The sequence below is a fragment of the Rhizobium sp. rho-13.1 genome, assembly GCF_007000305.1.
GTDB lineage: Bacteria > Pseudomonadota > Alphaproteobacteria > Rhizobiales > Rhizobiaceae > Rhizobium > Rhizobium rhododendri.
The window spans coordinates 88,923-115,018 of record NZ_SCFL01000003.1 but is presented as its reverse complement, the minus strand read 5'-3'; the positions used below and the strand labels follow the sequence as shown (position 1 = coordinate 115,018).

17 protein-coding genes are annotated in these 26,096 nt (G+C 61.1%); 5 read left to right on the top strand and 12 right to left on the bottom strand.

Going from position 1 to position 26,096, the window contains the following annotated elements; genetic code table 11:
* Positions 1–68 precede the first annotated feature (68 nt).
* Positions 69–3,779, top strand: coding sequence for a trifunctional transcriptional regulator/proline dehydrogenase/L-glutamate gamma-semialdehyde dehydrogenase (gene putA / locus EQW76_RS11775; RefSeq protein WP_224127869.1), 3,711 nt, complete (start codon positions 69–71; stop codon positions 3,777–3,779).
* Positions 3,780–3,852: 73 nt separating this feature from the next.
* Here putA and EQW76_RS11770 read toward each other — a convergent pair whose 3' ends face one another.
* The 3 genes from EQW76_RS11770 to uxuA all read right to left on the bottom strand — a co-directional run bounded on the left by EQW76_RS11770 (position 3,853) and on the right by uxuA (position 7,651).
* Positions 3,853–4,311: a hypothetical protein gene (locus EQW76_RS11770; protein ID WP_142824583.1), complete on the bottom strand. Its 459-nt coding sequence runs from the start codon at positions 4,309–4,311 to the stop codon at positions 3,853–3,855.
* 110 nt (positions 4,312–4,421) lie between these two features.
* Positions 4,422–6,248: an IlvD/Edd family dehydratase gene (locus EQW76_RS11765; RefSeq protein WP_142824582.1), complete on the bottom strand. Its 1,827-nt coding sequence runs from the start codon at positions 6,246–6,248 to the stop codon at positions 4,422–4,424.
* Between the two features lie 206 nt (positions 6,249–6,454).
* Complete coding sequence (uxuA, locus tag EQW76_RS11760; RefSeq protein ID WP_142824581.1) at positions 6,455–7,651, bottom strand: mannonate dehydratase; 1,197 nt, start codon at positions 7,649–7,651, stop codon at positions 6,455–6,457.
* Positions 7,652–7,775: 124 nt separating this feature from the next.
* Here uxuA and EQW76_RS11755 point away from each other — a divergent pair, with 124 nt between their 5' ends.
* The 4 genes from EQW76_RS11755 to EQW76_RS11740 all read left to right on the top strand — a co-directional run bounded on the left by EQW76_RS11755 (position 7,776) and on the right by EQW76_RS11740 (position 10,766).
* Entirely contained in the window at positions 7,776–8,507 is a 732-nt protein-coding gene (locus EQW76_RS11755; RefSeq protein ID WP_142824580.1) for an FCD domain-containing protein, read from the top strand.
* On the top strand, positions 8,507–9,292 hold the full coding sequence (locus tag EQW76_RS11750; protein WP_142824579.1) for an SDR family oxidoreductase: 786 nt from the start codon (positions 8,507–8,509) through the stop codon (positions 9,290–9,292). The genes EQW76_RS11755 and EQW76_RS11750 overlap by 1 nt, the downstream gene beginning before the upstream one ends.
* 36 nt (positions 9,293–9,328) lie before the next feature.
* A complete protein-coding gene (locus tag EQW76_RS11745; protein ID WP_142824853.1) occupies positions 9,329–10,015 on the top strand; it encodes a D-lyxose/D-mannose family sugar isomerase in 687 nt (228 codons plus the stop codon).
* A gap of 73 nt (positions 10,016–10,088) precedes the next feature.
* A complete protein-coding gene (locus EQW76_RS11740) occupies positions 10,089–10,766 on the top strand; it encodes a GNAT family protein (protein ID WP_142824578.1) in 678 nt (225 codons plus the stop codon).
* Positions 10,767–10,769: 3 nt separating this feature from the next.
* Here the strand turns inward: EQW76_RS11740 and opgC are convergent, their stop codons facing one another.
* The 9 genes from opgC to EQW76_RS11695 form a co-directional block, all read right to left on the bottom strand.
* The gene (gene opgC / locus EQW76_RS11735; protein WP_142824577.1) at positions 10,770–11,981 is read right to left on the bottom strand and encodes an OpgC domain-containing protein; all 1,212 of its coding nucleotides are present in this window, start codon (positions 11,979–11,981) and stop codon (positions 10,770–10,772) included.
* 97 nt (positions 11,982–12,078) lie between these two features.
* A complete protein-coding gene (locus tag EQW76_RS11730) occupies positions 12,079–20,580 on the bottom strand; it encodes a glucoamylase family protein (protein ID WP_142824576.1) in 8,502 nt (2,833 codons plus the stop codon).
* 408 nt (positions 20,581–20,988) lie between these two features.
* Entirely contained in the window at positions 20,989–21,687 is a 699-nt protein-coding gene (locus tag EQW76_RS11725; RefSeq protein WP_224127867.1) for an XRE family transcriptional regulator, read from the bottom strand.
* 200 nt (positions 21,688–21,887) lie between these two features.
* Positions 21,888–22,070 carry a hypothetical protein gene (locus EQW76_RS11720; protein WP_142824575.1) on the bottom strand — a complete coding sequence of 61 codons (183 nt, stop codon included), beginning with the start codon at positions 22,068–22,070 and terminating at the stop codon, positions 21,888–21,890.
* A 137-nt stretch (positions 22,071–22,207) separates the two neighbouring features.
* The gene (locus tag EQW76_RS11715) at positions 22,208–22,393 is read right to left on the bottom strand and encodes a hypothetical protein (protein ID WP_142824574.1); all 186 of its coding nucleotides are present in this window, start codon (positions 22,391–22,393) and stop codon (positions 22,208–22,210) included.
* A 151-nt stretch (positions 22,394–22,544) separates the two neighbouring features.
* On the bottom strand, positions 22,545–23,294 hold the full coding sequence (locus tag EQW76_RS11710; RefSeq protein WP_142824573.1) for an ABC transporter ATP-binding protein: 750 nt from the start codon (positions 23,292–23,294) through the stop codon (positions 22,545–22,547).
* On the bottom strand, positions 23,291–24,121 hold the full coding sequence (locus tag EQW76_RS11705) for an ABC transporter ATP-binding protein (RefSeq protein ID WP_142824572.1): 831 nt from the start codon (positions 24,119–24,121) through the stop codon (positions 23,291–23,293). Before EQW76_RS11705 ends, EQW76_RS11710 begins: the two co-directional genes overlap by 4 nt.
* A complete protein-coding gene (locus tag EQW76_RS11700) occupies positions 24,118–25,053 on the bottom strand; it encodes an ABC transporter permease (RefSeq protein ID WP_142824571.1) in 936 nt (311 codons plus the stop codon). Before EQW76_RS11700 ends, EQW76_RS11705 begins: the two co-directional genes overlap by 4 nt.
* Entirely contained in the window at positions 25,050–26,096 is a 1,047-nt protein-coding gene (locus EQW76_RS11695; RefSeq protein ID WP_142824851.1) for an ABC transporter permease, read from the bottom strand. The genes EQW76_RS11700 and EQW76_RS11695 overlap by 4 nt, the downstream gene beginning before the upstream one ends.

Below are 26,096 nucleotides of genomic sequence, written 5' to 3'. Positions count from 1 at the left end.
GTGGGCGACTATAAGGGCAGATCGACTTCGGCCACAATGCTATAAACGATTCACGTGAAATCACGCATTTGGCAGGGATGACCGCGATGCAGACAGCCGTTCCCGAGAAGACCGTCGAAACCGCTGGCAGCATGCCGATATTCGCGGATTTCGCCCCACCCATTTCTCCACCCACACCCCTGCGCCGGGCGATTACAGCGGCCTATCGCATTCCGGAAATGGAATGTGTACCGCGACTGGTGGAAGCGGCAACTCTGCCCGAAGATATCCGCACTACCGCTAGACAGACCGCTACTAAGCTGATCGTCGCCCTGCGCGCCAAGCATAAAGGCTCCGGCGTCGAGGGCCTGGTGCATGAATATTCGCTCTCCAGCCAGGAGGGCGTGGCTCTCATGTGCCTTGCCGAGGCGCTGCTGCGTATTCCGGATACTGCCACGCGTGACGCACTGATCCGCGACAAGATCGCCAATGGCGACTGGCGCTCGCACATCGGCGGTGGTCGCTCGCTCTTCGTCAATGCCGCCACCTGGGGCCTCGTCGTCACCGGCAAGCTAACGTCCACCGTCAACGATCCCGGCCTGTCTGCGGCGCTGACGCGGCTGATCGCCCGGGCCGGCGAACCGGTTATCCGCCGCGGCGTCGACATGGCCATGCGGATGATGGGCGAGCAGTTCGTCACCGGCGAAACCATCGACGAGGCGCTGCGCCGCTCGCGTGCGCTGGAAGCCAGAGGTTTCGGCTATTCCTACGACATGCTGGGAGAAGCCGCGACGACGGCAGCCGATGCGAAACGCTATTTTGCCGACTACGAGAATGCCATCCATGCCATCGGCAAGGCATCCGCCGGCCGCGGCATTTATAGCGGCCCGGGCATCTCCATAAAGCTGTCAGCCCTGCACCCGCGCTATTCGCGCGCCCAGAGCACTCGCGTCATGACCGAACTGCTGCCGGCCGTCAAAAAGCTCGCTCTCATTGCAAAAGGCTACGATATCGGCCTCAACATTGACGCGGAGGAGGCCGATCGCCTCGAACTGTCGCTCGACCTGCTCGAAGCCCTGCGCCTCGATCCCGATCTATCCGGCTGGAACGGCATGGGCTTCGTCGTCCAGGCCTATGGCAAACGCTGCCCCGCTGTGCTCGATTTCATCATCGATCTCGCAGAGCGGGCCAAGCACCGCATCATGGTTCGTCTCGTCAAGGGTGCCTACTGGGATGCCGAAATCAAGCGCGCGCAGGTCGACGGTCTTGCTGATTTCCCGGTCTATACCCGCAAGATCTACACAGACGTCTCCTATATCGCCTGCGCGAAAAAGCTGCTGGCATCGAAAGACTGCGTGTTTCCACAGTTCGCTACCCATAATGCCCAGACACTGGCAACGATCCACGCCATGGCCGGATCCGCCTTCAAGGTCGGCGACTATGAGTTCCAGTGCCTGCATGGCATGGGAGAGCCGCTCTATGACGAGGTCGTCGGCAGCAGCAATCTCGACCGGCCGTGCCGCATCTACGCTCCTGTCGGCACTCATGAAACACTGCTCGCCTACCTCGTCCGGCGGCTGCTCGAAAACGGCGCCAATTCCTCCTTCGTCAACCGAATCGCCGATCCGGCCATTTCCATCGACGAACTGACGGCCGATCCCGTCGAAATCGTCCGCGCAATGCCAACAGTCGGCGCCCGTCATGAGCAGATCAAGCGCCCTGCCGATCTCTACGGCGAACGTCGCAACTCCGCCGGGCTCGATCTCTCAGACGAAACCACGTTGTCCGAATTGTCGAGCGTGCTGCGCGAAGGCACGAAAGTCGAATGGACCGCAGTTCCGCCGCGCGACAACGGCAATCCCGCTTTGCCGGTCCGCAACCCCGCCGACATCAACGACATCGTCGGCACCGTCACAGAGGCGACCGACGCGGACGTAAAGCAGGCCGTCGCTCTCTCCACTGCCGCCACCGCATCCTGGAGCGCCACGCCAACGGCCGAACGTGCCGCGTGCCTGTTACGCGCCGCCGACCTGCTGCAGCAGCGGATGCCGGACCTTTTGGGACTGATCATGCGCGAGGCCGGCAAATCCCTGCCGAACGCCATCGGTGAAGTGCGGGAAGCGATCGATTTCCTGCGGTATTACGCCGAGCAGGCCAACCGCACCCTAGGCCTTGCGCACCACGCGCTGGGCCCCATTGTCTGCATCAGCCCGTGGAATTTTCCATTGGCGATTTTTGCCGGTCAGATTGCAGCGGCCCTGGTGGGGGGTAATCCGGTGCTGGCAAAGCCTGCCGAAGAGACGCCGCTCATTGCCGCCGAAGCGGTGCGTATCCTGCATCAGGCAGGCATTCCGGCAGATGCCCTGCAATTGCTGCCCGGCGATGGCAGGGTCGGTGCCGCATTGGTTGGAGACGACGCTATTGCCGGCGTCATGTTCACCGGCTCGACGGATGTCGCCCGGCTGATCCAGGCTGAGCTCGCAAACCGCCTCTCGGAGAATGGCAAGCCAATTCCTTTTATCGCCGAAACAGGCGGTCAGAACGCCATGATCGTCGACAGTTCGGCCCTTGCCGAACAGGTGGTCGCCGACGTCATCGCTTCAGCCTTCGACAGCGCCGGCCAGCGCTGCTCGGCGTTGCGCGTCCTCTGCCTGCAGGATGAGGTGGCTGACCGCGTGCTCGACATGCTGAAAGGCGCCCTCAACGAACTCGTCATCGGCCGCACCGACAGCCTGGCTGTCGACATCGGTCCGGTGATCACGGCCGAAGCAAAAAGCAATATCGAAAAGCATATCGACGCCATGCGCGACATCGGCGCCAACGTCGAGCAGCTCGCCCTGACAGCAGAAACCGCAAACGGCACGTTCGTTCCGCCGACGATCATCCAACTCCGCCAGTTGTCGGACCTGAAGCAGGAGGTCTTCGGCCCCGTACTGCACGTGCTGCGCTATCGGCGCGACGATCTCGACCGGCTGATCGACGATATCAACGCCACAGGCTACGGCCTGACTTTTGGCCTGCACACGCGACTGGACGAAACCATCGCCCATGTGACAAGCCGCGTCAAAGCTGGCAATCTCTATGTCAACCGCAACATCATCGGCGCTGTCGTCGGCGTGCAGCCGTTTGGCGGCAGAGGGCTATCCGGCACCGGCCCCAAGGCCGGCGGTCCGCTCTATCTCGGCCGCTTGGTCTCGACACCTCCAGTGCCCCCGCAGCACAGCTCTGTCCACACCGATCCGGCGCTGCTCGATTTCGCCAAATGGCTGGATGGAAAAGACGCCAAGGCGATCGGCAGCGCTGCCCGCGAGAGCGGCCTTTGGTCCGCGCTCGGCCTGATATCGGAACTTGCCGGCCCGGTTGGCGAGCGTAACCTCTACGCCCTGCACCCGCGCGGAACGATCCTGCTGATGCCGGAGACGGCGGATGGGCTCTATGGGCAGCTATCCGCTGTGCTCGCCACCGGTAACAACGCCATCATCGACGCATCGACCGGGTTGGAAGCAGCACTGGAGGGCTTGCCAGCCAGCGTTTCGTCCAGGTTTTCCTTCAGTCCGAACTGGACAGCATCGGGGCCGTTTGCAGGTGCGCTGATCGAAGGCGAGGCTGAGCGTATCCGGGCTACCAATACCGCGATCGCCCAGCTGCCGGGGCCGCTGATCATTGTCCAGGCCGCATCGAGCCTGGAGCTGTCAGACAAACCCGACAGCTATTGCCTGCACTGGCTGCTGGAAGAGGTCTCGACCAGCATCAACACGACAGCCGCCGGCGGCAATGCCAGCCTGATGTCGATCGGCTAACCGGCCGCACGCCGATTTGAAAAGTGGCCGCTCGAGGCGGCCACCGATGTCTGGCTTGCAGGATAGGCCGGAATTACTCCGGCGCCTTCTGGGTCTGCATGCACTCGGTCAGGCCCATGAATGCCTTCTCGACACCTTCGAGCGGAAACTCGACGCTGCTGGCATTGGCCTTGACCGCGAGCGTCTTGCCCGTCGTCAACGCCGTGACGGCCTCGGTCGTGTTCGGCACGTCAATGGTGGCGGTGGCGTCGGTATCGGCGGTCGAGGAGAAATCCGTCGGAGCCCCGCCATCCACAGACCACGTACCTTTCACCGCATCGCCTTTGGCAATGGTGAACTTGGGCGAATTGGCAAACAGCACGACCTTGTCGCCGACGGCGAGAAGCCCAACTCCGGCATCTATGTTCTGCGCCAGGCAGCCGGTGAAACTATCGCCGTCCTTCAACGGCATGACCGCAAAATCAGCGGCATCGGTAGCACCGGAAAGCAACAGGGCGGCGAGCGCCATGCTGGAGAATTTGAACCTGTTCACGGATGTTTCCTTTGTGGGAGAGGTTTGGGAGTTCGGCACGACAAGTCATCCACGAGGCAAGACAGCCTGTGCGGATGAAAATTGGACAGCGATGGCTACCCGCTGCAGGCTTAGTGATTATCCCGCGGAATTCCCTTCGTCTGGGCGATACGCTGGTAGTTGACCGCCGGCTCGAGCACCGCGCCGGTTTCCAGCTGACCGACATAGGCGCGCTGTATTTCCTGCCACGGCGTCTGGCTGTCGGGATAGGCATAGCCCCCGGCGGCCTCGAGCGCCCGGCGCCTTGATGCCAGTTCCTCATCATCGACAAGGATATTGGCCGATCCCTTGTTGAGATCGATACGCACGATGTCACCGGTGCGCAGCAGGGCCAGCGTACCGCCGGCTGCGGCTTCCGGTGAGGCATTGAGGATCGACGGCGAGCCTGACGTGCCGGACTGGCGTCCATCACCGATGCAGGGCAATGAGTTGATACCCTGCTTCAGCAGATAATCGGGCGCCCGCATGTTGACGACCTCGGCGGCGCCGGGATAGCCGATGGGACCGGCACCGCGCATGAACAGGATGCTCTTGAGGTCGATCGCGAGCGCCGGATCGTCGATCCGCGCATGATAATCCTCAGGCCCGTCGAAGACGATCGCCCGGCCGGTAAACGCATCCGGATCTTCGGGATTGGAGAGATAGTGCGCTCGGAATTCCGGCGAGATGACGCTGGTTTTCATGATCGCCGATGAGAACAGATTGCCTCGCAACACCCGGAAACCGGCTCGCTCCTTCAAGGGACGCTCGAACGGGCGGATGACCTTTTCGTCTTCTGTCCTGGAGTTCGAATAGTTCTCGCCGACAGTGCGGCCATTCACGGTCATCGCATGGGTGTCGAGCAGGCCGTGCTTGATAAGCTCGCCCATCACGGCCGGCACGCCGCCGGCGTGATAATAATCCTCGCCCAGATATTCGCCGGCCGGCTGCAGGTTGACCAGCAGGGGAACATCCTCGCCGTGGGTCTGCCAGTCGTCGATATCGAGCGCGACGCCGATATGCCGGGCGAGCGCGTTCAGATGGATCGGCGCATTGGTCGAGCCGCCGATGGCAGAATTCACCTTGATCGCATTGACGAAGGCTTCACGGGTGAGGATATCCGACGGTTTCAAGTCTTCGCGAACCATCTCAACGATCCTGAGGCCCGTCTCGTAGGAGATCTCCTGGCGATCGCGGTAGGGGGCCGGGATCGCGGCTGCAACGGGCAACTGCATGCCTAGCGCTTCGGCCAGCGAATTCATCGTCGTCGCCGTGCCCATGGTGTTGCAATAGCCGGTCGACGGCGCCGAGGAAGCAACGAGCTTCAGGAACCCCTTCTGGTCGATTTCACCCTTGGCCAGAAGCTCGCGTGCCTTCCAGATGATGGTGCCGGAGCCCGTGCGCTCGCCGCGAAACCAGCCGTTCAGCATCGGGCCGACGGAGAGCGCGATGGCCGGAATATTGACCGTGGCCGCCGCCATCAGACAGGCCGGCGTCGTCTTGTCGCAACCGATTGTCAGCACCACGCCGTCCAGCGGGTAGCCATAGAGCACTTCGACGAGCCCGAGATAGGACAGGTTGCGATCAAGTCCGGCCGTCGGCCGCTTGCCGGTCTCCTGGATCGGATGGACCGGAAATTCGATGGCGATGCCGCCGGCGTCGCGGATGCCCTCGCGGACGCGCTTGGCGAGCTCCAGATGGTGGCGGTTGCAGGGCGACAGGTCCGAGCCAGTCTGCGCGATACCGATAATCGGCCGCCCCGACTGCAGCTCGTCGAGGCTGAGGCCGAAGTTCATGTAGCGCTCGAGATAGAGGGCCGTCATGTCCGGATTTTGCGGATTGTCGAACCAGGCGCGCGAGCGCAGCGGCACGTCGTCCGGCAACGGGGTCGGAACGGAACGGGGTGTTTTCTTGTCCATTGACGGTATCCACGATTGGCGATGAATCAACCACCAGATTACTGGATCGTGGTGGATTGTATAAGCCAATTCGTATGGCTATGCGGAGTGCAGATCGCCGATTGCACCAATCTTGAGCCACCCGCTTTCGTGAACGACATCGGGGCGTTGACCGGCCGCAAACGGCACCGCCCGTCGGGCAAGCGGTGCCGTCGCCGGTCTCTCTATCAGGCCACGGGGGACGGTGCGCCCTGCAATTGGTCGACCGCTGCAATCACGCCTCGAAGCTCCGCCAGCCCCTTCAGCCGTCCGATGCAGGAATAGCCCGGATTGACGATTTTCTCCTGGTCGTCGATCAGCAGATGCCCATGGTCGGGACGCATCGGAATGACGCAGTCGCTGCGCCCGGTGGCCAGGCGCCGACGCTCCTCGCCGCGCAGCACGGAAATCAGCGACACCATGTTGACGTCGCCGCCGAGATGTTCGGATTCGACGAAGGACCCGTCTGCTTCCTTGCTGACGTTTCGCAAGTGGGCGAAATGAATATGCTCGGCGAAACGGGATGCGAGGCCGACCACATCGTTGCCGGCGCGCGAGCCGTAGGAGCCGGCGCATAGCGTGATGCCGTTGGCGGGTTCATCGACGGCATCGAGAAGGGTCTGGATATCCTCGGCCTGTGAGACAACGCGCGGCAGGCCGAACAGTGAAAACGGCGGATCGTCGGGATGGATCGCCAGCCTGACGCCATTTTCTGCCGCGACCGGCACGACCTCGCGCAGGAACTCGACCAGATTGGCGCGCATGTCATCCGAGGAAAGGTCGTCATAGGAAGCAATCTGGCCGCGAATGGTTTCGCGGGTGTGGCTGTCCTCTCCACCCGGCAGGCCGGCAATGATGTTCTTCTCGAGCGTCAGGATGTCAGTATCCGTCATCGCCTCATGACGGAGGCGGGCAGCCTCGATGATATCGACCGCATAGCTGTCTTCTGCCCCGCGCCGCTTCAGCACAAACAGGTCATAAGCGGCAAAATCCACCATGTCGAAGCGTAGCGCAAAGCCTCCCGCCTCGGTCGGAAAGAGCAGGTTCGTGCGCGTCCAGTCAACGACCGGCATGAAATTGTAGCAGACGACGGGAACGCCACCTTTGCCGAGATTGGCGAGGCTCTCTTTCCAGGCATCGACATAACGCCGCCAGTTCTGATTGCGCAGCTTGATAGCGGAGTTGACCGGAATGGATTCGCAGACCGACCAGACCATCCCGGCCTTTTTCACCAGCGCCATCCGCTCCGCGATATCGTCCGGCGTCCAGACGCGACCGTCATAGATGTGATGTAACGCCGTCACGACGCCATGTGCGCCCGCCTGCCGTGCGTGAGATAGGGTCACGGGATCTTCCGGCCCGAACCAGCGCCAACTTTCCAGCATGTCATCCTCCATGTAATGTTGGGCAATTAAAGCAAGAATATTTCAAATGACAAGTCGAGATCGCATATTGCGCCTTTAAGCCCAACATAATAATCTTGTTAACGGCGAGGAGTGAGGGACAAGGATGGAGGACGGCAGCAGGGCTTCGGCCGTCGACGACGTGGTCCGCCAGATCCGCGAGATGATCCGCGAGCGCGGCATGGGCGTCGGCGACATCTTGCCGGGAGAAGCGGAACTGGCCGTGCAGTTCGCCTCCAGCCGCAATACCGTGCGCGAAGCATTCCGGACGCTAAAAGCCTATGGCGTCGCCGAATCGCGACAAAAGATCGGCGCCGTTCTCACCGACCAGCATCAGCACGCCATGCAGCGGCTGTTCGCATTCGCGATGGATGTGTCGGTCGATGCCTTTCGCGATATCCAGGGCTATCGCCGGCTGACCGAGATGAACCTGTTCGACCCGCTCATGCAACGCCTGACGCCCGGAATGCTGGATGAAATGGACGCGCTCAACCAGACCATCCTTACATCCGAAAACGCCGAGCAGGCCTCCGAGCGCGATTTCCAGTTTCACACCCTGTTGGTCGATGCCGCCGGCAACCGCACGCTGTCGGAAACCTACGGCATGTTGCGGCCGGTCATCCAGCGCCTGATGATGGCCGGCAAATCGCAGCGGCTGACGCTGGAAGCCGTCGTCGGCGAGCATGCGGACATTGTTGCCGCCCTGCGCCATCGCAACCGTATCGCCTTTTCCTACCATATGGACCGACATCTCGACGCCGGTCTTCAATTCATTCCCGAGGCGCCGCGAGCGACGCCGCACGCCAATCGCAGCATGCCGCGTAAAGGACGCCGATAATGCCAGAGTTTAGTAACAAGGTAGCGCTCGTCACAGGAACCACCGGCATTGGCCGCGCCGTGGCCCTGCATCTCGCCCGCGAGGGGGCAGCGGTCGCAGCCGTCGGGATCGACGCGGCGGCAAATATCGAGCTGCAAGGCTTGGCAGACGCCGAACAGCTGTCGCTTATCGTCCTCACCGCAGATGCCTCTATCCCAGAGATGGTAGGCACCGCCGTGACGGAAACCGTATCCCGCTTCGGCGGCCTCGATATCATCGTCAACGCGGCAGCCGTTCACCCCTATGGCGATGCGACGGAGACATCCTTCGAGACCTTCATGCGCTGCATGGCGGTGAATGTCGGCTCGATCCACCTCACCGCGCAGTTTGGCGTGCCGGAGATGCGCAAACGCGGCGGCGGGGCGATTGTAAACCTGTCCAGCGTCCAGGGTCACGCCTGCCAGCAAGGCGTCTCCGCCTATGTGGCGTCCAAGGGTGCAATCCACGCGATGACGCGCGCCATGGCACTGGATTTTGCCGCTGACCGGATCCGCGTTGTCTCGATCAGTCCGGGGTCGGTGCGCACGCCCATCCTCGAACTCGCAGCCCGGACGTTCGGCGGGCCGGATGTCGATATAGACGATGCGTTCCGTCGCTTCGGCGAAGCCCATCCGGTCGGTCGTATCGGCGAACCGGAAGAGGTGGCGGCCTTGGCGGCCTTCCTTGCCTCCGACAAGGCGGCGTTCATCACCGGCTCCGACCACCGCATCGACGGCGGCCTGACCGCCGGCATCGGCGTCAAGTAATCATCAGGCAGGCGGAGACACACTATGACAGCATCGATGAAACGCAGCGAAATCAACAGGATCATCCGCGATGCCGAGGCGTTCATGCGCTCGTTCGGGTACATCCTGCCGCCCTTTGCAAAGTGGTCGCCAAGCGAGATGCAGGCGCGCAAGGCCGAGATCGGCAATATCGTCGATGCGAACCTCGGTTGGGATATCACCGACTTCGGGCTTGGGGATTTCTCCAGATCCGGTCTCTTCCTGTTCACCGCCCGCAATGGCAGGTTTGCGGATCTGCAGAAGGGACGCGGGATGCTCTACGCCGAGAAGGCGATGATTTCCCGCAACGGCCAGGTGACACCGAGCCACACCCATGTGCTGAAGGCCGAGGACATTATCAATCGCGGTGGCGGCACCCTGGTGATCGAACTGTTCGGCGATACCGACGGGCACTGCGACCGCACCAAGGGCACGCAGGTTTTCTGCGATGGCCTGTTACGGACGCTTGCCGCCGGCGAAAAGCTAAGGCTTGCGCCCGGCGAGAGCGTGACGCTGATGCCTGGTGACTGGCATGCCTTCTGGGCTGAAGACGGTGATGTCTTCTTCGCCGAAGTCTCGACTGTCAACGACGATGCCACGGATAACATCTTCGATGATCCCGCCGTGTCGCGCTTTTCCGGCATAGAAGAGGACGAGGCGCCGCTGCATCTGCTCGTTTCCGACTATGCGACATGGCTACGCTAACGGCGAAATTGATTTGTAGGATGGCAAAGGCTATCGATCGTTGAAATCGCAAGCTCAACCATGGAGGCGCTACATGTCCGAGAATTTACAAAACTGGCAGCCACGCCCGCGTCCGGAGCGCAAGATCCTCCAGGGCCGCTATGTCCGCCTGGAGCCCCTCAATGCCGCGAAGCATGGCGATGGCCTGTACGAGGCCTCAGCGGTATCAGACATCGACAGCCGGTTTGCATGGTTGCCGGATTATCCTCCGGAAAACCGGGCGGCCTTCCAGCCATGGCTCGACAATGCCGAAACAAGCAATGATCCACTCTTTTTCACATTGATCGACGAGGTAAGCGGCAAAGTCGCCGGGCGCCAGGCCTTGATGCGGATCGAACCGGCACCCGGAGTGATCGAGATCGGCAATATCTACTGGGGCCCGCTCGTCTCCCGCAAGCCGGCAGCCACCGAGGCGTTCTTCCTGTTTGCCAGCTATATCTTCGACGCGCTCGGCTACCGCCGCTACGAGTGGAAGTGCAACAACCGCAACGACCCCTCAAAGCGCGCCGCCGAGCGATTTGGCTTTCAGTTCGAGGGCATTTTTCGCCAGCATCTGGTGGTGAAGGGCGAGAACCGCGACACGGCCTGGTATTCAATCATCGATAAGGAATGGCCGGCATTGCGCAAGGCCTACATAGCCTGGCTCGACCCAGATAATTTCGACGCGGCTGGAAAACAAAAACGCCAGCTCGAGGAGTTTCGAGCCGGCTGATTATCAGCGCGGATCGCGCCTCGCTGGAAGAGCCATCGCTACAGCGGGAGTGATGCCCCGCGACCGATTCCGCTCTGCGAGACGCTTGGTCTCCAGATGGTCGGCATAATAAAACTGTACGACGATGCCGAACACGACGAACAGCGGGCCGACGACATGGTCGTTGTTGGTAACATAAAGCAGCACCTGACCAGTCATCGCCAGGATCGTGCCGGCCGCAAAGATGTTCAGCGAGTGGCGGCCAAGCACGGTCAAAGGATTGTCTGAAGACAAACGCAGCCAGCGCGAGATGGCGGGGATGTTGATCACCAGATAAGCCAAGGCCAGCACATGCAGCAGTCGCGGCAGCGACAGGAATGTCTTGTCGAAGCCGATGATGACCGGCGGCAGTCCTGTTGAGGCCAGGAACTCGCCCAAAACCCAGAGCTTGAAGGTCACCCAGACGAAGGACAGCGCGACATAGCCGGCGGCGAGGCCAAACAGCGCCGGATGCTGCGGCAGCTTTCCGCCGCGACGAACGTGCATCATGCAGACAACGCCGATGACGAACAGGAACTGCCAGGACAGCGGATTAAGGAACCAGAAGCCTGGAAGCAGGAAGTTGTGAGGCGCGATCTGGTAGACGCCGGCTGCCATCCAGACGGTTGCCGAAATCAGCAACAACAGCTTCGGGCTGAGCGCCTCGAGCCAGAGGATCGCAGGCACCATCAACAGCAATGCGCCGTACATGGGCAGGATGTTGTTATATCCGATCTGGTGACCCAGCAGCAGAAGCGATGGAATACCTGCCGTGAGGTTGGTCAGTACAGGCAGGATGTTGATCTCGCACAGAAGGCCGGGGCGGCTGAACAGCCAGGCTCCGGTGATGAACAGGCCAATGGTCATGAACGTTGTGATCATGTGGGCCATGTACAGCGTTCCAGCCCGCCTAATAGCCTTGTAGGAAGCCGCCAGCCTGTTGCCCACGACGAAGCGCCCGCCGTAGGCAAGCGCTATAGAGATACCCGAAATCAGAACAAAAGCCTCAGCCGAATCAGAGAAACCAAAATTCTTGGTCGTCAGATTTTCGAAGATCTGTCCTGGTACATGATTGATGAAGATTGCGATCAACGCCAGCGCTCGCAGCACGTCGAGTCTGGTATCGCGCCCTCCGGCACCCGCTTGTGGGCCTGTTTTTCCCGTCGACAACGGATTTGTCCTGAGATTGGGAGCCATCAGGTTCTCTCCTGTTCGGGCTTGAAACGCGAAGGCGGCCAAAGGGTTCCCCCTTTTGGCCGCCTGCGTCAATTCGAGTCGGTTCAAAAAAGAGTGACTATTGGCCGATCGCGAATCCTTCGTCGGGATTGGCGATCTCCGTGCCGTTGATAGTGACAAGGTAGCCTTCCGCATTGGACGGTTTTGAGACCGAAATGCGATATTTTGTGTCTGAAAGATCAAGTTCAGCCGTAAAGCCGTCCCATGCCGAGGGCAAGGCGGGCTTCACGTAAAGGTGACCATTGGCGACACGGATCCCCAGCAAACCTTCGATGGCGACACGGTACATCCAGCCCGCAGAGCCGGTGTACCAGCTCCAGCCGCCACGTCCGGCCAGTTGTCCTTCGCCGTAGATATCGGCAGCAACCACGTAGGGTTCGACCCGGTATTGGTCGCTCGCAGCCTTGTCCAGCGCGTGGTTGACGGGATTGAGCAGGTTGAAGCAACGCCACGCATCGTCACCACGACCCATTTCAGCCAGCGCCAGGACAACCCACGTCGCGGCATGGGTATACTGCCCGCCGTTTTCGCGAACGCCCGGCGGATAGGACCGGATGTAGCCGGGGTCGCGTGGCGACTTGGCGAATGCCGGTGTAAACAGCCGGATAATGCCCTTGTCGTCATCCACCAGCCGCTCAAGAACGGCATCCATGGCTTTTTCACCACGAGCCCGGTCGCCTTCGCCGGACAGGATGTTCCAGGATTGGGCAATCGAATCGATCTGGCATTCGAAGTTCTCGTTCGAACCGAGCGGTGTGCCGTCATCGAAATAGCCACGACGATAGTAACCGCCATCCCAGCCTGCCGTTTCCAACGCCTTCTTCAGTTCCGGCAGATGGGCCGACCAGCGTGCAACCCGCTCGCTGTCGCCACGGGCTTCGGCGTAAGGGATGAAGGATGTCAGCGTACCCGCCAGGAACCAGCCGAGCCACGTGCTTTCACCACGGCCGAGCATGCCGACGCGGTTCATGCCGTCGTTCCAGTCGCCACCGAGGATCAGCGGCAAGCCGTTTCCGCCCTTGCGACGGATAGCAAGGTCGAGGGCCAGCGCCGCATGTTCGTAGAGGCTGACCTTGTCCGAAGAAACCTCCGGCTTGTAGAAGGCATCGTGCATCCCCGATGTCAGGGAGGCGCCCTCTACGAAGGCAAGTTCTTCGTCGAGCAGTGCCCGGTCGCCGGTCACGGTGCAGTACTGGTTGATCGCGTAGGCGAGCCAGACCACGTCGTCCGAGATATGCGTCCGGACGCCGGCACCTGTTCCCGGCAGCCACCAATGCTGGACATCGCCTTCGTGGAACTGGCGCGAGGCGGCATTAAGGATCTGCTTACGGGCAAGCTCCGGCGAATGCGTCAGGAACGCCAGCGTATCCTGCAACTGGTCGCGGAAGCCGAAGGCGCCGCTCGCCTGATAGAAAGCGGTGCGTGCCATGATGCGGCAGCCGAGGCTCTGATAGGGGAGCCATGCATTGACCATGTTGTTCATCGCCTTGTCAGGCGTCGAGATCTGCAGCCGACCTGTGAAGCCGTTCCAGAAGGTCTTGCTGGCCTCGAGCAGGTCGTCGAAGCTCTCCGACCGGATTGCCGACACGAGAGTGCGAGCCTCTTCAGTGGACGCAGTATCGCCCATGTAGAAGCAGACATCCCGCTGTTCGCCAGCCTCCAGCGTCACGTCGATGGCCATCGCGGCGCACGGGTCGCCCTCGAGATCGAGTGAGCCGGATAGGACGGCACCAGAGACGACAGCCTGCGGCAGCTGGATCGAACCGGCCCGACCGATGAACTCACGGCGGCTGGAGGAGATGCTACCCACCGTTTCGCTGGCCGCCATGAAGGCAACATGACGCGAATAGTCGATGCTGTAGGGGTTGCTCGCAAACAACGCTCCGGTCTCGGAATCCTGCGACGACAGGATGAACGGCCCCGTCTTGCGCGGATTGTTGCCGAGAACCCATTCTGCATAATTGTAGAGACGCAGGCGGCGAACCGCCGTGCCCTCGTTGCGCAGCCGCAGGCGTGTCATCTTGACAGGACGCGTCCGGTCAACCGTCTGGGTGACTTCGAGCGAGATTTCGTCCTGCACGCTGGTGAAGACCGAATAGCCAAGGCCGTGACGGGCTTCGAATGCAGCGGATGGACGGCGCGACAGGGCCGCATAGGGCGTCATGACAGCACCGCTGACGAGATCGGCGACATAGAGCGCCTCGCCCGGACGGTTGATGACCATGTCGTTGGACCAGGAGGTCAGCTGGTAGTCGCGAGAGTTCGCGCTCCATGTGAAGGCAGCACCTTCGGCCGCGACATGGAAGCCGAAATTCTCGTTGGATATGACGTTGATCCACGGCTGCGGCGTCGACTGGCCACCGAACAGGCGCACGACATATTCGCGGCCGTCGCTGGAGAAGCCGCCATAGCCGTTCCAGAAGTCTAGATCGCCCTTGTCTACCATCGAAGCCGGCGCCGAAACTGGCTGCGTCGTCGTGGCAACCACGGTGGTACGCCGCATTTCGGGTTCACTTGTATGCGTCGATGTCGCAAGCGAAGGCGCACGGGTGATCTGGTCGACGATCGTCCCGTTGCGGGCATGGAAGACGACGCGCGATGCCGCCAGCACTGCCTGGTAGGTTTCAGGCTCCATCAGGTCCTTGCGCGCTGCAAAGATATGCGGGCGCAAGCCTTCGCCCTGGCTCGAATGGCGGACGGATTCGCAAAGCGCATCCAGATCGTGCTGCATGTCCTGCGCATAGGACGCAGCCCGCTCGTTCATGATCACCAGATCGGCGGTGATGCCGCGCGAACGCAGGTATTCCTGGGCACTCAGCGCTTCCTTGGCGATTTCGAGATCGATATCGTCATTGATGCGCAGCGTGAAGATCGGGTGATCGCCGGAGATCGCCAGCGGCCACAGCGCCGACTGCGGCTGCAGCCCTGCGTGGACCACGGCTGCTTCGGCCCTCAGGTGCATATCAGGATAAACCAGATAACGGGCCAGATGCTGGAATATCTTCGCATGTTGCGAAGTCACGCCGATCTGGCGCATCTGAACCTGTGTCCGGGTCCAGGCATGAACCATTTCCTGACCGAATGCATCGGGATTGCGGAAGCGCTCGACAGCCCTGTCGATATCTTCGCGGTTCGGGGCAGCGATCGTCCAGAAGATGACGCTGACCTTCTTGCCGGCCGGAACGCGGATGACACGGCGCAGCGAAAGGCAGGCGTCGAGCGTAAATCCATCGGTGCCGGAGAGGCTTATGCCAGGGTCGAAGGCGGCAGCCTCCCCAAGGCTGCGGCCGCGTCCGATGAAGCGACGGCGATCGGTTTCGAACTCGGTCGGTCGTTCGGAGCCAGCATTGTCGACGACCATGTGGGCCATCGTCATATCCGGTTCGTTAGGATCGCGCTTGTTACGCTCGACACGGATGACATCGCCAAGTTCACCGATTTCGGTCTTGACGAACATCCGGGCAAAGACCGGATGGGCTGCGTCGACATCCTCGTTAGCGATGACGGGCTCGAGATAGGACGTCACTTCGATGAAGCGATCTTCAGAGCCGGCATTGTGCAGAGTGACACGCCGACCTTCGGCATCGTGGTCGGTGGCGATGATGCACTCGACGTCGGAGGTCAGCTCCCCAACCGTCTTGCTGTACTCGGCCTTGTCGTCGCTGAAGATGACGCTGGCCTTCTCGCCCTCGATGCTGCGCGGCTCAGATGTCGCCGACCACCACTGGTGGGAGACCGTATCGCGCAGGAAGATGAAAGTGCCCCAGCGATCCTCCGTCGGATCGGGCTTCCAGCGAGAAACGGCAAGACCGTTCCAGCGCGAGTAGCCTGAACCTGTCGCGGTCAGCATGACGGAATAGTGGCCGTTCGACAGAAGGGCGATCTCGCGGTCCTGGCGCGCAGGATTGCTGATCTTGCGGACTTCCGCCTTCAGCAGGTCCTCCTGGATGTTGGCCGGAGCATCGGTCTCGTGCTTGGCGGCCATGACCGGGATATCGCGCGGTGCCTTTTCCTGAAGCAGCAGTTCGGCGGCCTCGATCACTGGATCGGCGTGGAACAGCTCGCGAAGCCTGCCGTTGAAGGCAACGTTGGCGACGGCTGCGATCGACATGCCATGATGGTGGGCATAATAATTGTAGACGATCGCGAACTTCTTGCCGTCCGGGACGCGGGTGGGCGTAAAATCGACGGCATCGTGGAAGCCGTACATGCCGAGAGCGCCGACCTTGCGCAGTCGGTTGAGGTTTTCGAGCGCTGCCTCCGGATCGTACATGGCGGCCAGCAACGAGGCATAGGGCGCGATGACGGCATTCTGTCCGAGACCACGCTTCAGGCCGAGCGAGGGCACGCCGAAGTTGGTGTACTGATAGTTCATCTGATGGTCGCGGGCGTTGAAAGCCGCCTCCGAGATACCCCACGGCACGCCGAGGCGACGGCCGTAGTTCATCTGCTCGATGACGATCAGGTTGTTCGTCTGGTTGAGAATACCCCCTTGGCGCTCCTGCATGACCAGCGGCGGCATCAGGTATTCGAACATCGAGCCCGACCACGACACCAGCGCACCACGCGAGCCGACCGGCACGACCTGACGGCCGAGACGATACCAGTGCTCCGTCGGCAGGTCGCCCTTGGCGATGGCAAAGAGGCTGGTAAGGCGGGCTTCCGAAGCCAGCAGATCGTAGCAGGCAGCATCGAGCTCACCGCTTTCGACACGGTAGCCAATCGACAGCAGGCGCCGTTCCGGGCGGAAAAGGAAGGCAAAATCCATCGAGAAGGCGATATCGCGGGTGCGATCGCGCAGGTCGATCAGCCGCTGGCGCAGTGCCTCGACATTGGAGAGGTCGAAGACGCTGTCGGCAATATGGGCTTCGCAGACCTGGATCAGCGATTCCGACCAGCGAATGACTTCGGCACTCTGCGGCGACTTGACCTCGTGATCGAGATTGGCCGCGAGCTTCTTGATGTCGCGCGCGAGCACGGCAAGGTTGATGACGCGGATCGAGGCAAACTCGTGCTCGCGCTTGACCGCAGCAAGAGCGTTCTGAAAACCGATGATGCGCTCTTCGAGACGGCGGCGCAGAGGACGCACGGTCTTGCGGTCGTCGGGAAGGTCCGCAAGGATTTCCTGGAGAACGCCGGAGACATCGCCGACGCCATCGAGATTGCCCTGCATATGCGCCGACGGTGCTTCTGCCCAAATACGGCATGCCGAGGAAACGGCGATCAGGTGTCCGGCAAGGTTACCGCTGTCCACGGCCGAGACATAGCGCGGCCCGAGCGTCTTCAACGTGTCCGTATGATACCAGTTGAGCAGGTGACCGCGGTATTTTTCCATCCGATCGACGGTGGCGATCGTCTGCTCGAGACGGGTGATTGTCTCCTCGAACGACAGCCAGCCGAAATGACGGGCTGACACGACCGACAGGAGATAGACGCCGATATTGGTCGGCGACGTCCGCGGGGCGACCACGGCGTGCGGCGTCTGCTGGATGTTGTCCGGCGGCAGGAAGTTCTGCTGCTCGACGACGAAGGCTTCGAAATAGCGCCATGTGCGGCGGGCAATCTTGCGCAACTCGGTCGACACATGCTCGGAGACATGCAGCTGGTCTTCGGTTTCCGCCGACTGGCTAACATAATAGGCAACTGCCGGCGACAGGACCCAGAGGACGACAAAGGGAATGCCGACCAGATAGGCGTTGCTGCCGCTGAGTGCGGCAAGCCCTAGGGCTAGCACCGCCAGAACCGGCGCCTGCCACATGACCTTGTAATGGCCAAGAATAGTCGTCTGGGCCGCGGCCTGGGCGCTTGCAGCCGTACGCCACTGCAGCATGAGCTTGCGGCTGACGAAGGTGCGGTAGATGGACCGGCCAATGGCGTCTGCCATGCCGCAGGCGGAATCCGCCAGGAACACGATACGCAACGCCACTTGGGCATTGGCATCGCGGATATCGGTCCAGACGGTATAGAGGTGAGCGCGGGCGACGATATCGCTGGTGCGAGGGATGATGCCGTTGATAAGGCCGAGCGTCGGGGCGACGAAGAGGCAGAAGATCAGCACGATCTGCCAGATCAGCGCCGAGAACGGCGCCATCAGATACCAGCCTAGCACGGACGCGAAGAACCACGCGATCGGCGTCAGCGAGCGGCGCAGGTTGTCGAACATCTTCCAGCGTCCGAGGCCGGTAATGCCGCGCGAGGGATTGAAGATGTACGGCAGCAGCTGCCAGTCGCCACGCGCCCAGCGGTGCTGACGCGAAACCTCGACCTCATAGCGGATCGGGAAGTCTTCGACGAGTTCGCAGTCGGTGACGAGAGCGCAGCGCGCCATCGAGCCTTCAAGCAGATCGTGGCTGAGAACGGAGTTCTCGTCGATCTTGCCGCGCAGGGCATTTTCGAAGGCGTCGACGTGATAGAGGCCCTTGCCCGTGAACGTGCCTTCGCCAGCCAGATCCTGGTAGACGTCGGAAACGGTGAAGACGTAGGGGTCGAGGCCGCGATTGATCGAAAAGACGCGCTGGAAGACGGACGCGTCCTTGCCCGTCGTCAGTGACGGCGTGACGCGCGGCTGCAGGACACCGTAGCCGCTGATGACGCGCTTGGTTTCCGGATCGACCACCGGCCGGTTGATCGGATGGTAGAGCTTGCCGACGAGCTTTGTCACGGTATCGCGCATCAGGCGCGTGTCGGAATCCAGCGTCATGACATACTGGATGTCCTTCGGGATGACATTGGCGCCAGGAAGGAATGTCGTGTCGCGGTCACCGCGCAGCAGCAGGTTCAACTCGTGCAGTTTGCCGCGCTTGCGCTCCCAGCCCATCCAGACGTCTTCGGCAGGATTGTAGAGGCGACGACGGTGCAGCAGGTAGAACCGAGTCTTGCCGTCGAAATTGTAGCGCTGTGACAGGTTGCCGATTTCGCGGCGCGCATAATCCAGTACTTCCAGATCGGCCGGCGTCTCCTCGACCTTGCTGTCCGGCCAGTCGCTGAGCAGCGCGAAGTAGATTTCGCCGCGCGGGTTGGCGAGATAGTGGACCTCGAGATTGCGCACCAGTTCGTCGACGCTGTCGCGATTGGAGATCAGCGTCGGGACGACGACCAGGGTGCGGGCGTCTTCGGGAATGCCCTCCTTGAATTCGTATCCGACAAGCCGAACTGGCGTCACGAAAAGGGTGATGAGGGTGTTGAAGAGCCCCGTGGCGCCTTCGGAGGCAGGCAGCGAGAACATCAGCAGCAGGACGATGGTCTCGGCCGCACCCATGCCGGCGCGCACCATGAAGGTGCCGACAATGGCCATGGCAAGAATGGTCAGCAGCACGACCGGGCCGGCGATCGCAAACCAGCGAAGTCTGCGGACTTGGCGGACAAAATGCTGCACCGGCAGTGGCTTGTAGTGGATAGCCTCTTCCAGCTTCATGCGCTGTGTGCCGACGAGGAAGCCGCCGACGTTCGGTTCGTGAGACTGGGGCTCGGCAGACGCCTTGGCCGCAGCCGTCATGTCGATGGCAATCTGGGCGATTTCGATTTCGGTCTTGTCAGACCGGCGCGCGAGCTTTTCGATCTGCTTGCGGTATTTGTTGCGCGACCCGGCATCGAGGGCGCCATAATCGGTCTCTGTCCAGAGCAGCTTGTCGACCTGGCTGACCTCCTCGACCCAGACAGACCATTCTGTGTCATCGATTTCGCGCAGGCTGCGGATGATATGCCCCATGGTGGCATTGCCGGCGGCAAGCCGCGTGTGCTCGGCCATCATGACTTCTTCGGAATCGGTACCGGCTGCCGCCATCCGCTGCTCGAGCCAGTCGATGGCGAGGCTCGATGTCTGCGATCCGTCGCGCAGGCGATAGAGGAACTGCGTCGCAAAGGTATTATCCTTCGTCAGCGGCTCCAGCGATTTCAGATATTCTGCGCATTTTGCAGGCTCGGCGAGCCGGATCAGTTCGTCAGCGGCCTCGTTCGCCTTGCCGCGCATGCGGCGGCTGTGCTCGACACGGATCGAGATGCGACGCAGATTGTCGACCAGCACGTAACGCACCAGCGACGGTAACGCCCAGAGCTCGCCGATCTTGAAGATCTCGTGCTCCTGGAAACCGTCGACGATGGCCATCAAGCCCTTGTAGGAGATCTGGCTGTGGGTATGAGCGACATAGAGCCAGGCCACGGCGAGCGCACGTGGCATGACCATGCCCTGAATGGTCATAGTCGGCAGCTGGCGATAGAATTTCTTCGGAAAATCCCGCCGAACTTCCTGGATTGCTTCTTCGACAATGTAGTGATTGTCCAAGAGCCATTCGGCCGCCGGCGTGATGGACTGGCCTGCCTCGACATCCGCTGCGGCCGCGCGATAGACGCGCAGGATTTCCGTTTCGTTTTCACGATGGCGGGCGAAGAATTCGAATGGCTTGAAATTCGGCAGCGTATCGGCGCCGTCACGTGCGAAGGCCTCCCCGCACTCCCTCAGCTGGTCGTTGGACAGGAAGCTTGCGCGTATCGAATCGTTGAGATCGACAAGCTTGGCTTCAGGAGCGCGCGGCGAAGGGGTCGGGGAAATTTCAGCTGACATGGGGCGGTCTGGATCCAAACGGAGTAAAGAGCATTCGCCGACAGAGCCATAAGCGCGATCACCATTCTGAGTTCAAATCCCGGAGCCCACCAGGCGCCAGGTATTTGCAAATGGCAACTTTACCGCTGCATGACCAAATTCGGCGGAGATTTTCACGGACCTCATGAGCCGACGGCATCGCGCCGTGGTTCACCCGCTCCATGAAACCTTGGAAGCACTCAATATAAATCAAGTGAGCGCGGCGGCAAGATTACATCAAGGCGATCAAATTCATCATACATTCCCCAAATTGCACCGCGAATCTCGCCGGCTGGAAGCCAGCGTGAGACGTGCCTACTCCCATAGGCCGGCAAAGATGAACTTAAACTGAACTGAGGCCAGAGATTGTGCATGACGGCAGCCGGGGCCTTATACACCGCTCCTCTCGGGATAGGAAATAATTGACAGAAAGCGGATCGGCAGGGTGATCAGAACCTCTGGACCGTGCGGCGCGTCGGCATCGAAGAACAGGCTGTCGCCCGGCAGCATCGTATAGAGCTTGTCGCCATGGCGGTACTTCACCTCACCCTCGAGCATGTAGATGAGTTCCAGGCCGTCGTGCTGGAAGGCCGGAAAGACATCTGAATCAGCGGTCAAGGTGATGAGGTACGGCTCGACCTGCAGGCCGCTGGCACTGTTGCCGATATGGCCGAGCAGGTTGTACTGGTGCCCGGCACGCGTGCCGCGCCGTTCGATCTCCAGCCCCTCCCCTGCCTTGACGAAAACCGCATTGCGCACCTCTTCAAACCGGCGGAAAAAGGCGGTGACGGGAACGCCCAATGCGGCGGCCAGCGACTGGAGTGTCGTCAGTGACGGCGAGGTGTTGCCGTTTTCGATCTTCGACAGCATGCCGAGCGAGATGCCGGTGGCGGAAGCCAGATCGGCGCCGGTAATGCCGAGGGTTTTGCGGAAAGCACGGACCTCGCGGCCGATGGCCACTTCGAGATTATTTTCCTTGGGGTCGCGCAGGGAATGCGGATCCTGCTTCAGGATCGGCTTGGCTGGGATTGTTTTACTCGACGTTACGGTCGCCTCGACGCTCTTGCGCGTCGCTTTGTTGTTTTCCATCCGAATATCCCATGCTGCTCGACATCCAAGCTTACTTGTTTCGGCAAATGCTTGCTATCGGGCATAGTCAGAATTTCTGAGTCGGCATGGACTTAACAACAAAACGGCGGCCGATGTGGCCGCCGTTTTCAATCGTATTGAATGTCGAAATCAAATCCGTCTTGCATAGACGACAGGACCGCAATCCGCGTGGAAAACGATCAGGTCCCGACGCCGCACACCATGGCAGCAACAAACGCGAACGCGGCAGCAAAAAGCACCACATGCAGGACTGTCTCCCACCGGCGCCGTTTGGAGATACCGGCCGTGACCGCAAGCCGGCGTCGCTCGGAAGACGGACCAAGCTCGTCTACAGACGCATTCGACAGGCCTATATTTGCCATATGCTGCCTCCGTTAGAAAGTTGCGCTCAAGCGCGAGCAGCTGTTATCGGGGATTGATCGTCGCATTGGGAGAGATGGATTTCCGCCCTCTGCCCCGGAGTGAAAAAATTAATCTTCACGAGGGTCAAAACAGAGAATTAGCAAAGAATGCGACGAGCCCAGAGCAGGGTCCGCTCAATGGCTCCGTCGACGACTGTCGGCGCCAACTGCTGGCGCTGTGTGACAGCGGTTTCCTCGTCAGCCACGGAAGCACCGGCTTCGATGCGCTTTGCCCGGACGGGCGGGTGAAGGTAACCAAGGGTCATGCCACCCATGAAAAACATACTGCACCTCCAGACCTTGGCGATCACGAAAGTTAACCGCCGTTAACGAGATCATGACAGAAATGCGGCAGCTGTCAATAGTCTATGGCGTTGGTCGTGTTTAAACCAATCGTTAACCATAACCTAAAAATATACACTTTAAAACAGAGACTTAAGCGCGGGCAAAACCCTTGCTGGCGACCATGAGATTGCGTGTGTACTCTTCCGAGACGCGGCCGGCAGCTAGATCGACCGAGGCAAGCCGCTCCACCACGGAGCCGTTCTGCATGACGGCAAGCCGGTCGCACATGTGGGTGACGACGCCGAGATCGTGGCTGACCATCACGAAGGTCAGATTGCGATCGCGCCGGATCTGCTCGAGAAGATTGAGCACCTCCGCCTGCACGGAAGCATCGAGTGCCGAGGTCGGCTCATCCAGCAGCAAAATCGACGGCTCGACGATCAGGGCCCTTGCAATCGCCACCCGCTGCCGTTGGCCGCCGGAAAGCTGGTGCGGATAGCGGAAGCGAAATCCGGCACCGAGACCGACTTCGTCCAGCGCCCGGGTAATGCGCCGTTCGCCATCGTCTATCCCGTGGATCAGCAGGGGCTCAAGCAGCAGCCGGTCGATCGTCTGGCGCGGATGTAGCGACCCGTATGGATCCTGAAACACCATCTGCACCTCGCGGTAGAAGCTCTTGCTGCGCTTTGCGCCCTTCAGCGTTTCGCCTTCGATGCGGATCGTGCCTTCGCTGACCGGTGCCAGACCCGCAACGGCGCGCAGAAGCGTCGATTTTCCGGAGCCGGATTCGCCCACCAGCCCGAAGGACTGGCCTTTGTCGACGGAGATGCTGACGGCGTTCAGCGCGTAGTAGCCGTCATAGATGACGCTGAGATTGTTGATCGACAGGGTGGTGTTCATAGGGCCCACTCCGGCTTGCGCTCGAGCACCGGCAACGGATGGCGATCCTCGCCGATGACGGGCATGCAGTTCAGCAGGCCACGCGTATACGGATGCTGGGCATTGCGCAGTTCGGACGCCGGCAATTCCTCGACGATCTTGCCGGCATACATGACGATGACGCGATCACAGAACGACGATACCAGCCGCAGGTCGTGCGATACGAAAATCAGCCCCATGCCGCGCTCGGATACCAGCTTGTCCATGATGCGAAGGACATCGAGTTGCACTGTGACGTCGAGCGCCGAGGTCGGTTCGTCGGCGATCAGCAATTCCGGGCCGGCAATCAGCATCATGGCGATCATCACCCGCTGCCCCATGCCGCCGGAGACCTCGTGCGGATGCAGGTCGAAGACCCGTTGCGGCTCCCGGATTTGCACTGCTTCCAGCATGGCGAGCGCCCGGTCGCGGGCCTCCGCCTTGCTGACGCGCTCATGCGTGCGCAAAGTCTCGCAAACCTGCTTGCCGATCGTCATGACGGGATCGAGCGAATATTTCGGGTCCTGCAACACCATGGCGATCCGCTTGCCGCGCAACGCACGCCGCTCCTTCGACGAGGCTTTCAACAAGTCTATACCGTTGAAATTCAAAGCATCGGCGGTGACGATCCCGTGCGACTGGGTGAGGCCCATGATGGCGCGGCCGGTCTGCGACTTGCCGGAGCCGCTTTCGCCGACAATGCCGAGCCGCTCGCGGCCGAGAGTGAAGGAAACACCGCGCACGGCCTCGATCACGCCGGTGCGCGTCGGATAGCTGACCTTCAGATTGTCGACTGTCAGCATGGTCATCGGCCACTCTCCTGCGGATCGAGGGCATCGCGCAAACCGTCGCCGAGCAGATTAAAGCCGAGACTGACGATCAAGATGGCAAAGCCCGGCATTGCCGCCACCCACCATTGGTCGAGGATGAAGCGGCGGCCGGACGCGATCATCGCGCCCCATTCAGGCAGCGGCGGCTGGGCGCCGAGACCGAGGAAGCCGAGGCCGGCTGCGGTGAGGATGATGCCAGCCATATCGAGCGTCACCCGGACGATCAGCGACGAGATGCAGAGCGGCATGACATGGCGAAAAATGATCCGCAGCGGCGAGGCGCCCATCAGCCGGACGGCTGAAATATAGTCGGAGCGCCGCACCGTCATCGTCTCGGCCCGGGCAATACGGGCATAGGGTGGCCAGGAGGTGATGGCGATGGCGATGATGGCGTTCTGGATACCGGGGCCGAGGGCCGCGACAAAGGCGAGCGCCAGCACGAGCTTCGGAAAGGCGAGGAAAATATCGGTGATGCGCATCAGCACCGCATCCAGCCAGCCGCCGACATAACCGGACACCGTGCCGATCAGCAGCCCTATCGGTGCCGAAATGATGGCGACAAGCACAATCACCAGCAATGTCAGACGCGAGCCGTGCATGATCCGCGAAAAAATATCGCGTCCCTGGTCGTCAGTGCCGAGCAGATAGCCCTGGGCACCGGGCGGCAGCAGCCGGGCATTGGCGAGATCGCCGATAACAGGCGACTTGGTGGCGATCACATCGGCAAAGACGGCAATGAACAACAGGCCAAGGATAATTATCAGGCCGAGCACCGCCAGATGGTTGGCGGAAAACTGCCGCCAGGTGATATAGGCGCGGCCAAGCCTCGCCTGCAGCCGCGATTGCGGCCGGTCGGAGAGCAGCCATTGGCGGCGGGTGAGTGGCGCTGTTGGTGAGGTTGGACCCGTCATTGGCGTCGTGTCCTTGGGTCTAGTGTTCGGTAGAGAATGTCGGACAGAAGATTGATACCGATGAACACCGTGCCGATGACGATGGTGCCGCCAAGCACGGCGTTCATGTCGGCGTTCTGCAGCGAGTTTGTGATGTAGAAGCCGATGCCCGGCCAGGAGAACACGGTTTCGGTCAGCACCGACCCCTCGAGCAGGCCGGCATAGGAGAGCGCGATGACTGTCACCAGCGGGACGGCCGCGTTGCGCAGCGCATGCGCCCAGATGACCCGGGTTTCGGAGAGGCCCTTGGCCCGCACTGCGACGATATATTCCTGGCCGAGCTCGTTCAGCATGAAGCTGCGCGTCATGCGGCTGATATAGGCCAGCGAGAAATAGCCGAGCAGGGATGCCGGCAGGATGATGTGGCGGAAGACATCAGCGAAGACGTCCCATTCGCCCTGCAAGGCGGAATCGAGCAGGAACAGGCCTGTGATCGGCGTGAACGTATATTCGTAGGTGATATCGATACGGCCGGGAAAGGCTACCCATTTCAGCTTAGCGTAGAAGATCACCAGCGAAATCAGCGCCATCCAGAAGATCGGCACGGAATAACCGATGAGCCCGATGACGCGCACCAGCTGGTCGATCAGGCTACCACGACGCACGGCGGCCAGCACGCCGAGCGGCACGCCGATCACCGAACCGATGATCGTCCCGAGCGTCGCCAATTCGAGCGTGGCCGGAAAGGCGCGACGGATATCGGTCATGACGGGGTTCGTCGTCAGCACCGAGGTGCCGAAATCGCCAGAAAGCACACCCTTCAGATAAATGTAGAACTGCTCGTAGAGCGGCAAATCGAGGCCAAGCTCACGCCGTACCCGCTCGATCACATGCGCCGGCGCCCGGTCGCCGAGGATAGCGAGAACCGGGTCGATCGGCACCACGCGGCCGATGAAGAAGGTGACGGCCAGAAGACCGAGATAGGTGGTGATGGCGATGCCGACGAAGCGTAGCACGGCCTTGACGATGGGCATGGTGCGGCCAGTCGCGGGCCGCACCTCCAT

Coding starts and splice junctions, on each gene's coding strand:
- EQW76_RS11765 (WP_142824582.1), bottom strand. CDS start 6,248: ATGGACAAGAAAACACCCCGTTCCGTTCCGACCCCGTTGCCGGACGAC.
- uxuA (WP_142824581.1), bottom strand. CDS start 7,651: ATGCTGGAAAGTTGGCGCTGGTTCGGGCCGGAAGATCCCGTGACCCTA.
- EQW76_RS11755 (WP_142824580.1), top strand. CDS start 7,776: ATGGAGGACGGCAGCAGGGCTTCGGCCGTCGACGACGTGGTCCGCCAG.
- EQW76_RS11750 (WP_142824579.1), top strand. CDS start 8,507: ATGCCAGAGTTTAGTAACAAGGTAGCGCTCGTCACAGGAACCACCGGC.
- EQW76_RS11745 (WP_142824853.1), top strand. CDS start 9,329: ATGAAACGCAGCGAAATCAACAGGATCATCCGCGATGCCGAGGCGTTC.
- EQW76_RS11740 (WP_142824578.1), top strand. CDS start 10,089: ATGTCCGAGAATTTACAAAACTGGCAGCCACGCCCGCGTCCGGAGCGC.
- opgC (WP_142824577.1), bottom strand. CDS start 11,981: ATGGCTCCCAATCTCAGGACAAATCCGTTGTCGACGGGAAAAACAGGC.
- EQW76_RS11730 (WP_142824576.1), bottom strand. CDS start 20,580: ATGTCAGCTGAAATTTCCCCGACCCCTTCGCCGCGCGCTCCTGAAGCC.
- EQW76_RS11725 (WP_224127867.1), bottom strand. CDS start 21,687: ATGGAAAACAACAAAGCGACGCGCAAGAGCGTCGAGGCGACCGTAACG.
- EQW76_RS11720 (WP_142824575.1), bottom strand. CDS start 22,070: ATGGCAAATATAGGCCTGTCGAATGCGTCTGTAGACGAGCTTGGTCCG.
- EQW76_RS11715 (WP_142824574.1), bottom strand. CDS start 22,393: ATGTTTTTCATGGGTGGCATGACCCTTGGTTACCTTCACCCGCCCGTC.
- EQW76_RS11710 (WP_142824573.1), bottom strand. CDS start 23,294: ATGAACACCACCCTGTCGATCAACAATCTCAGCGTCATCTATGACGGC.
- EQW76_RS11705 (WP_142824572.1), bottom strand. CDS start 24,121: ATGACCATGCTGACAGTCGACAATCTGAAGGTCAGCTATCCGACGCGC.
- EQW76_RS11700 (WP_142824571.1), bottom strand. CDS start 25,053: ATGACGGGTCCAACCTCACCAACAGCGCCACTCACCCGCCGCCAATGG.
- EQW76_RS11695 (WP_142824851.1), bottom strand. CDS start 26,096: ATGGAGGTGCGGCCCGCGACTGGCCGCACCATGCCCATCGTCAAGGCC.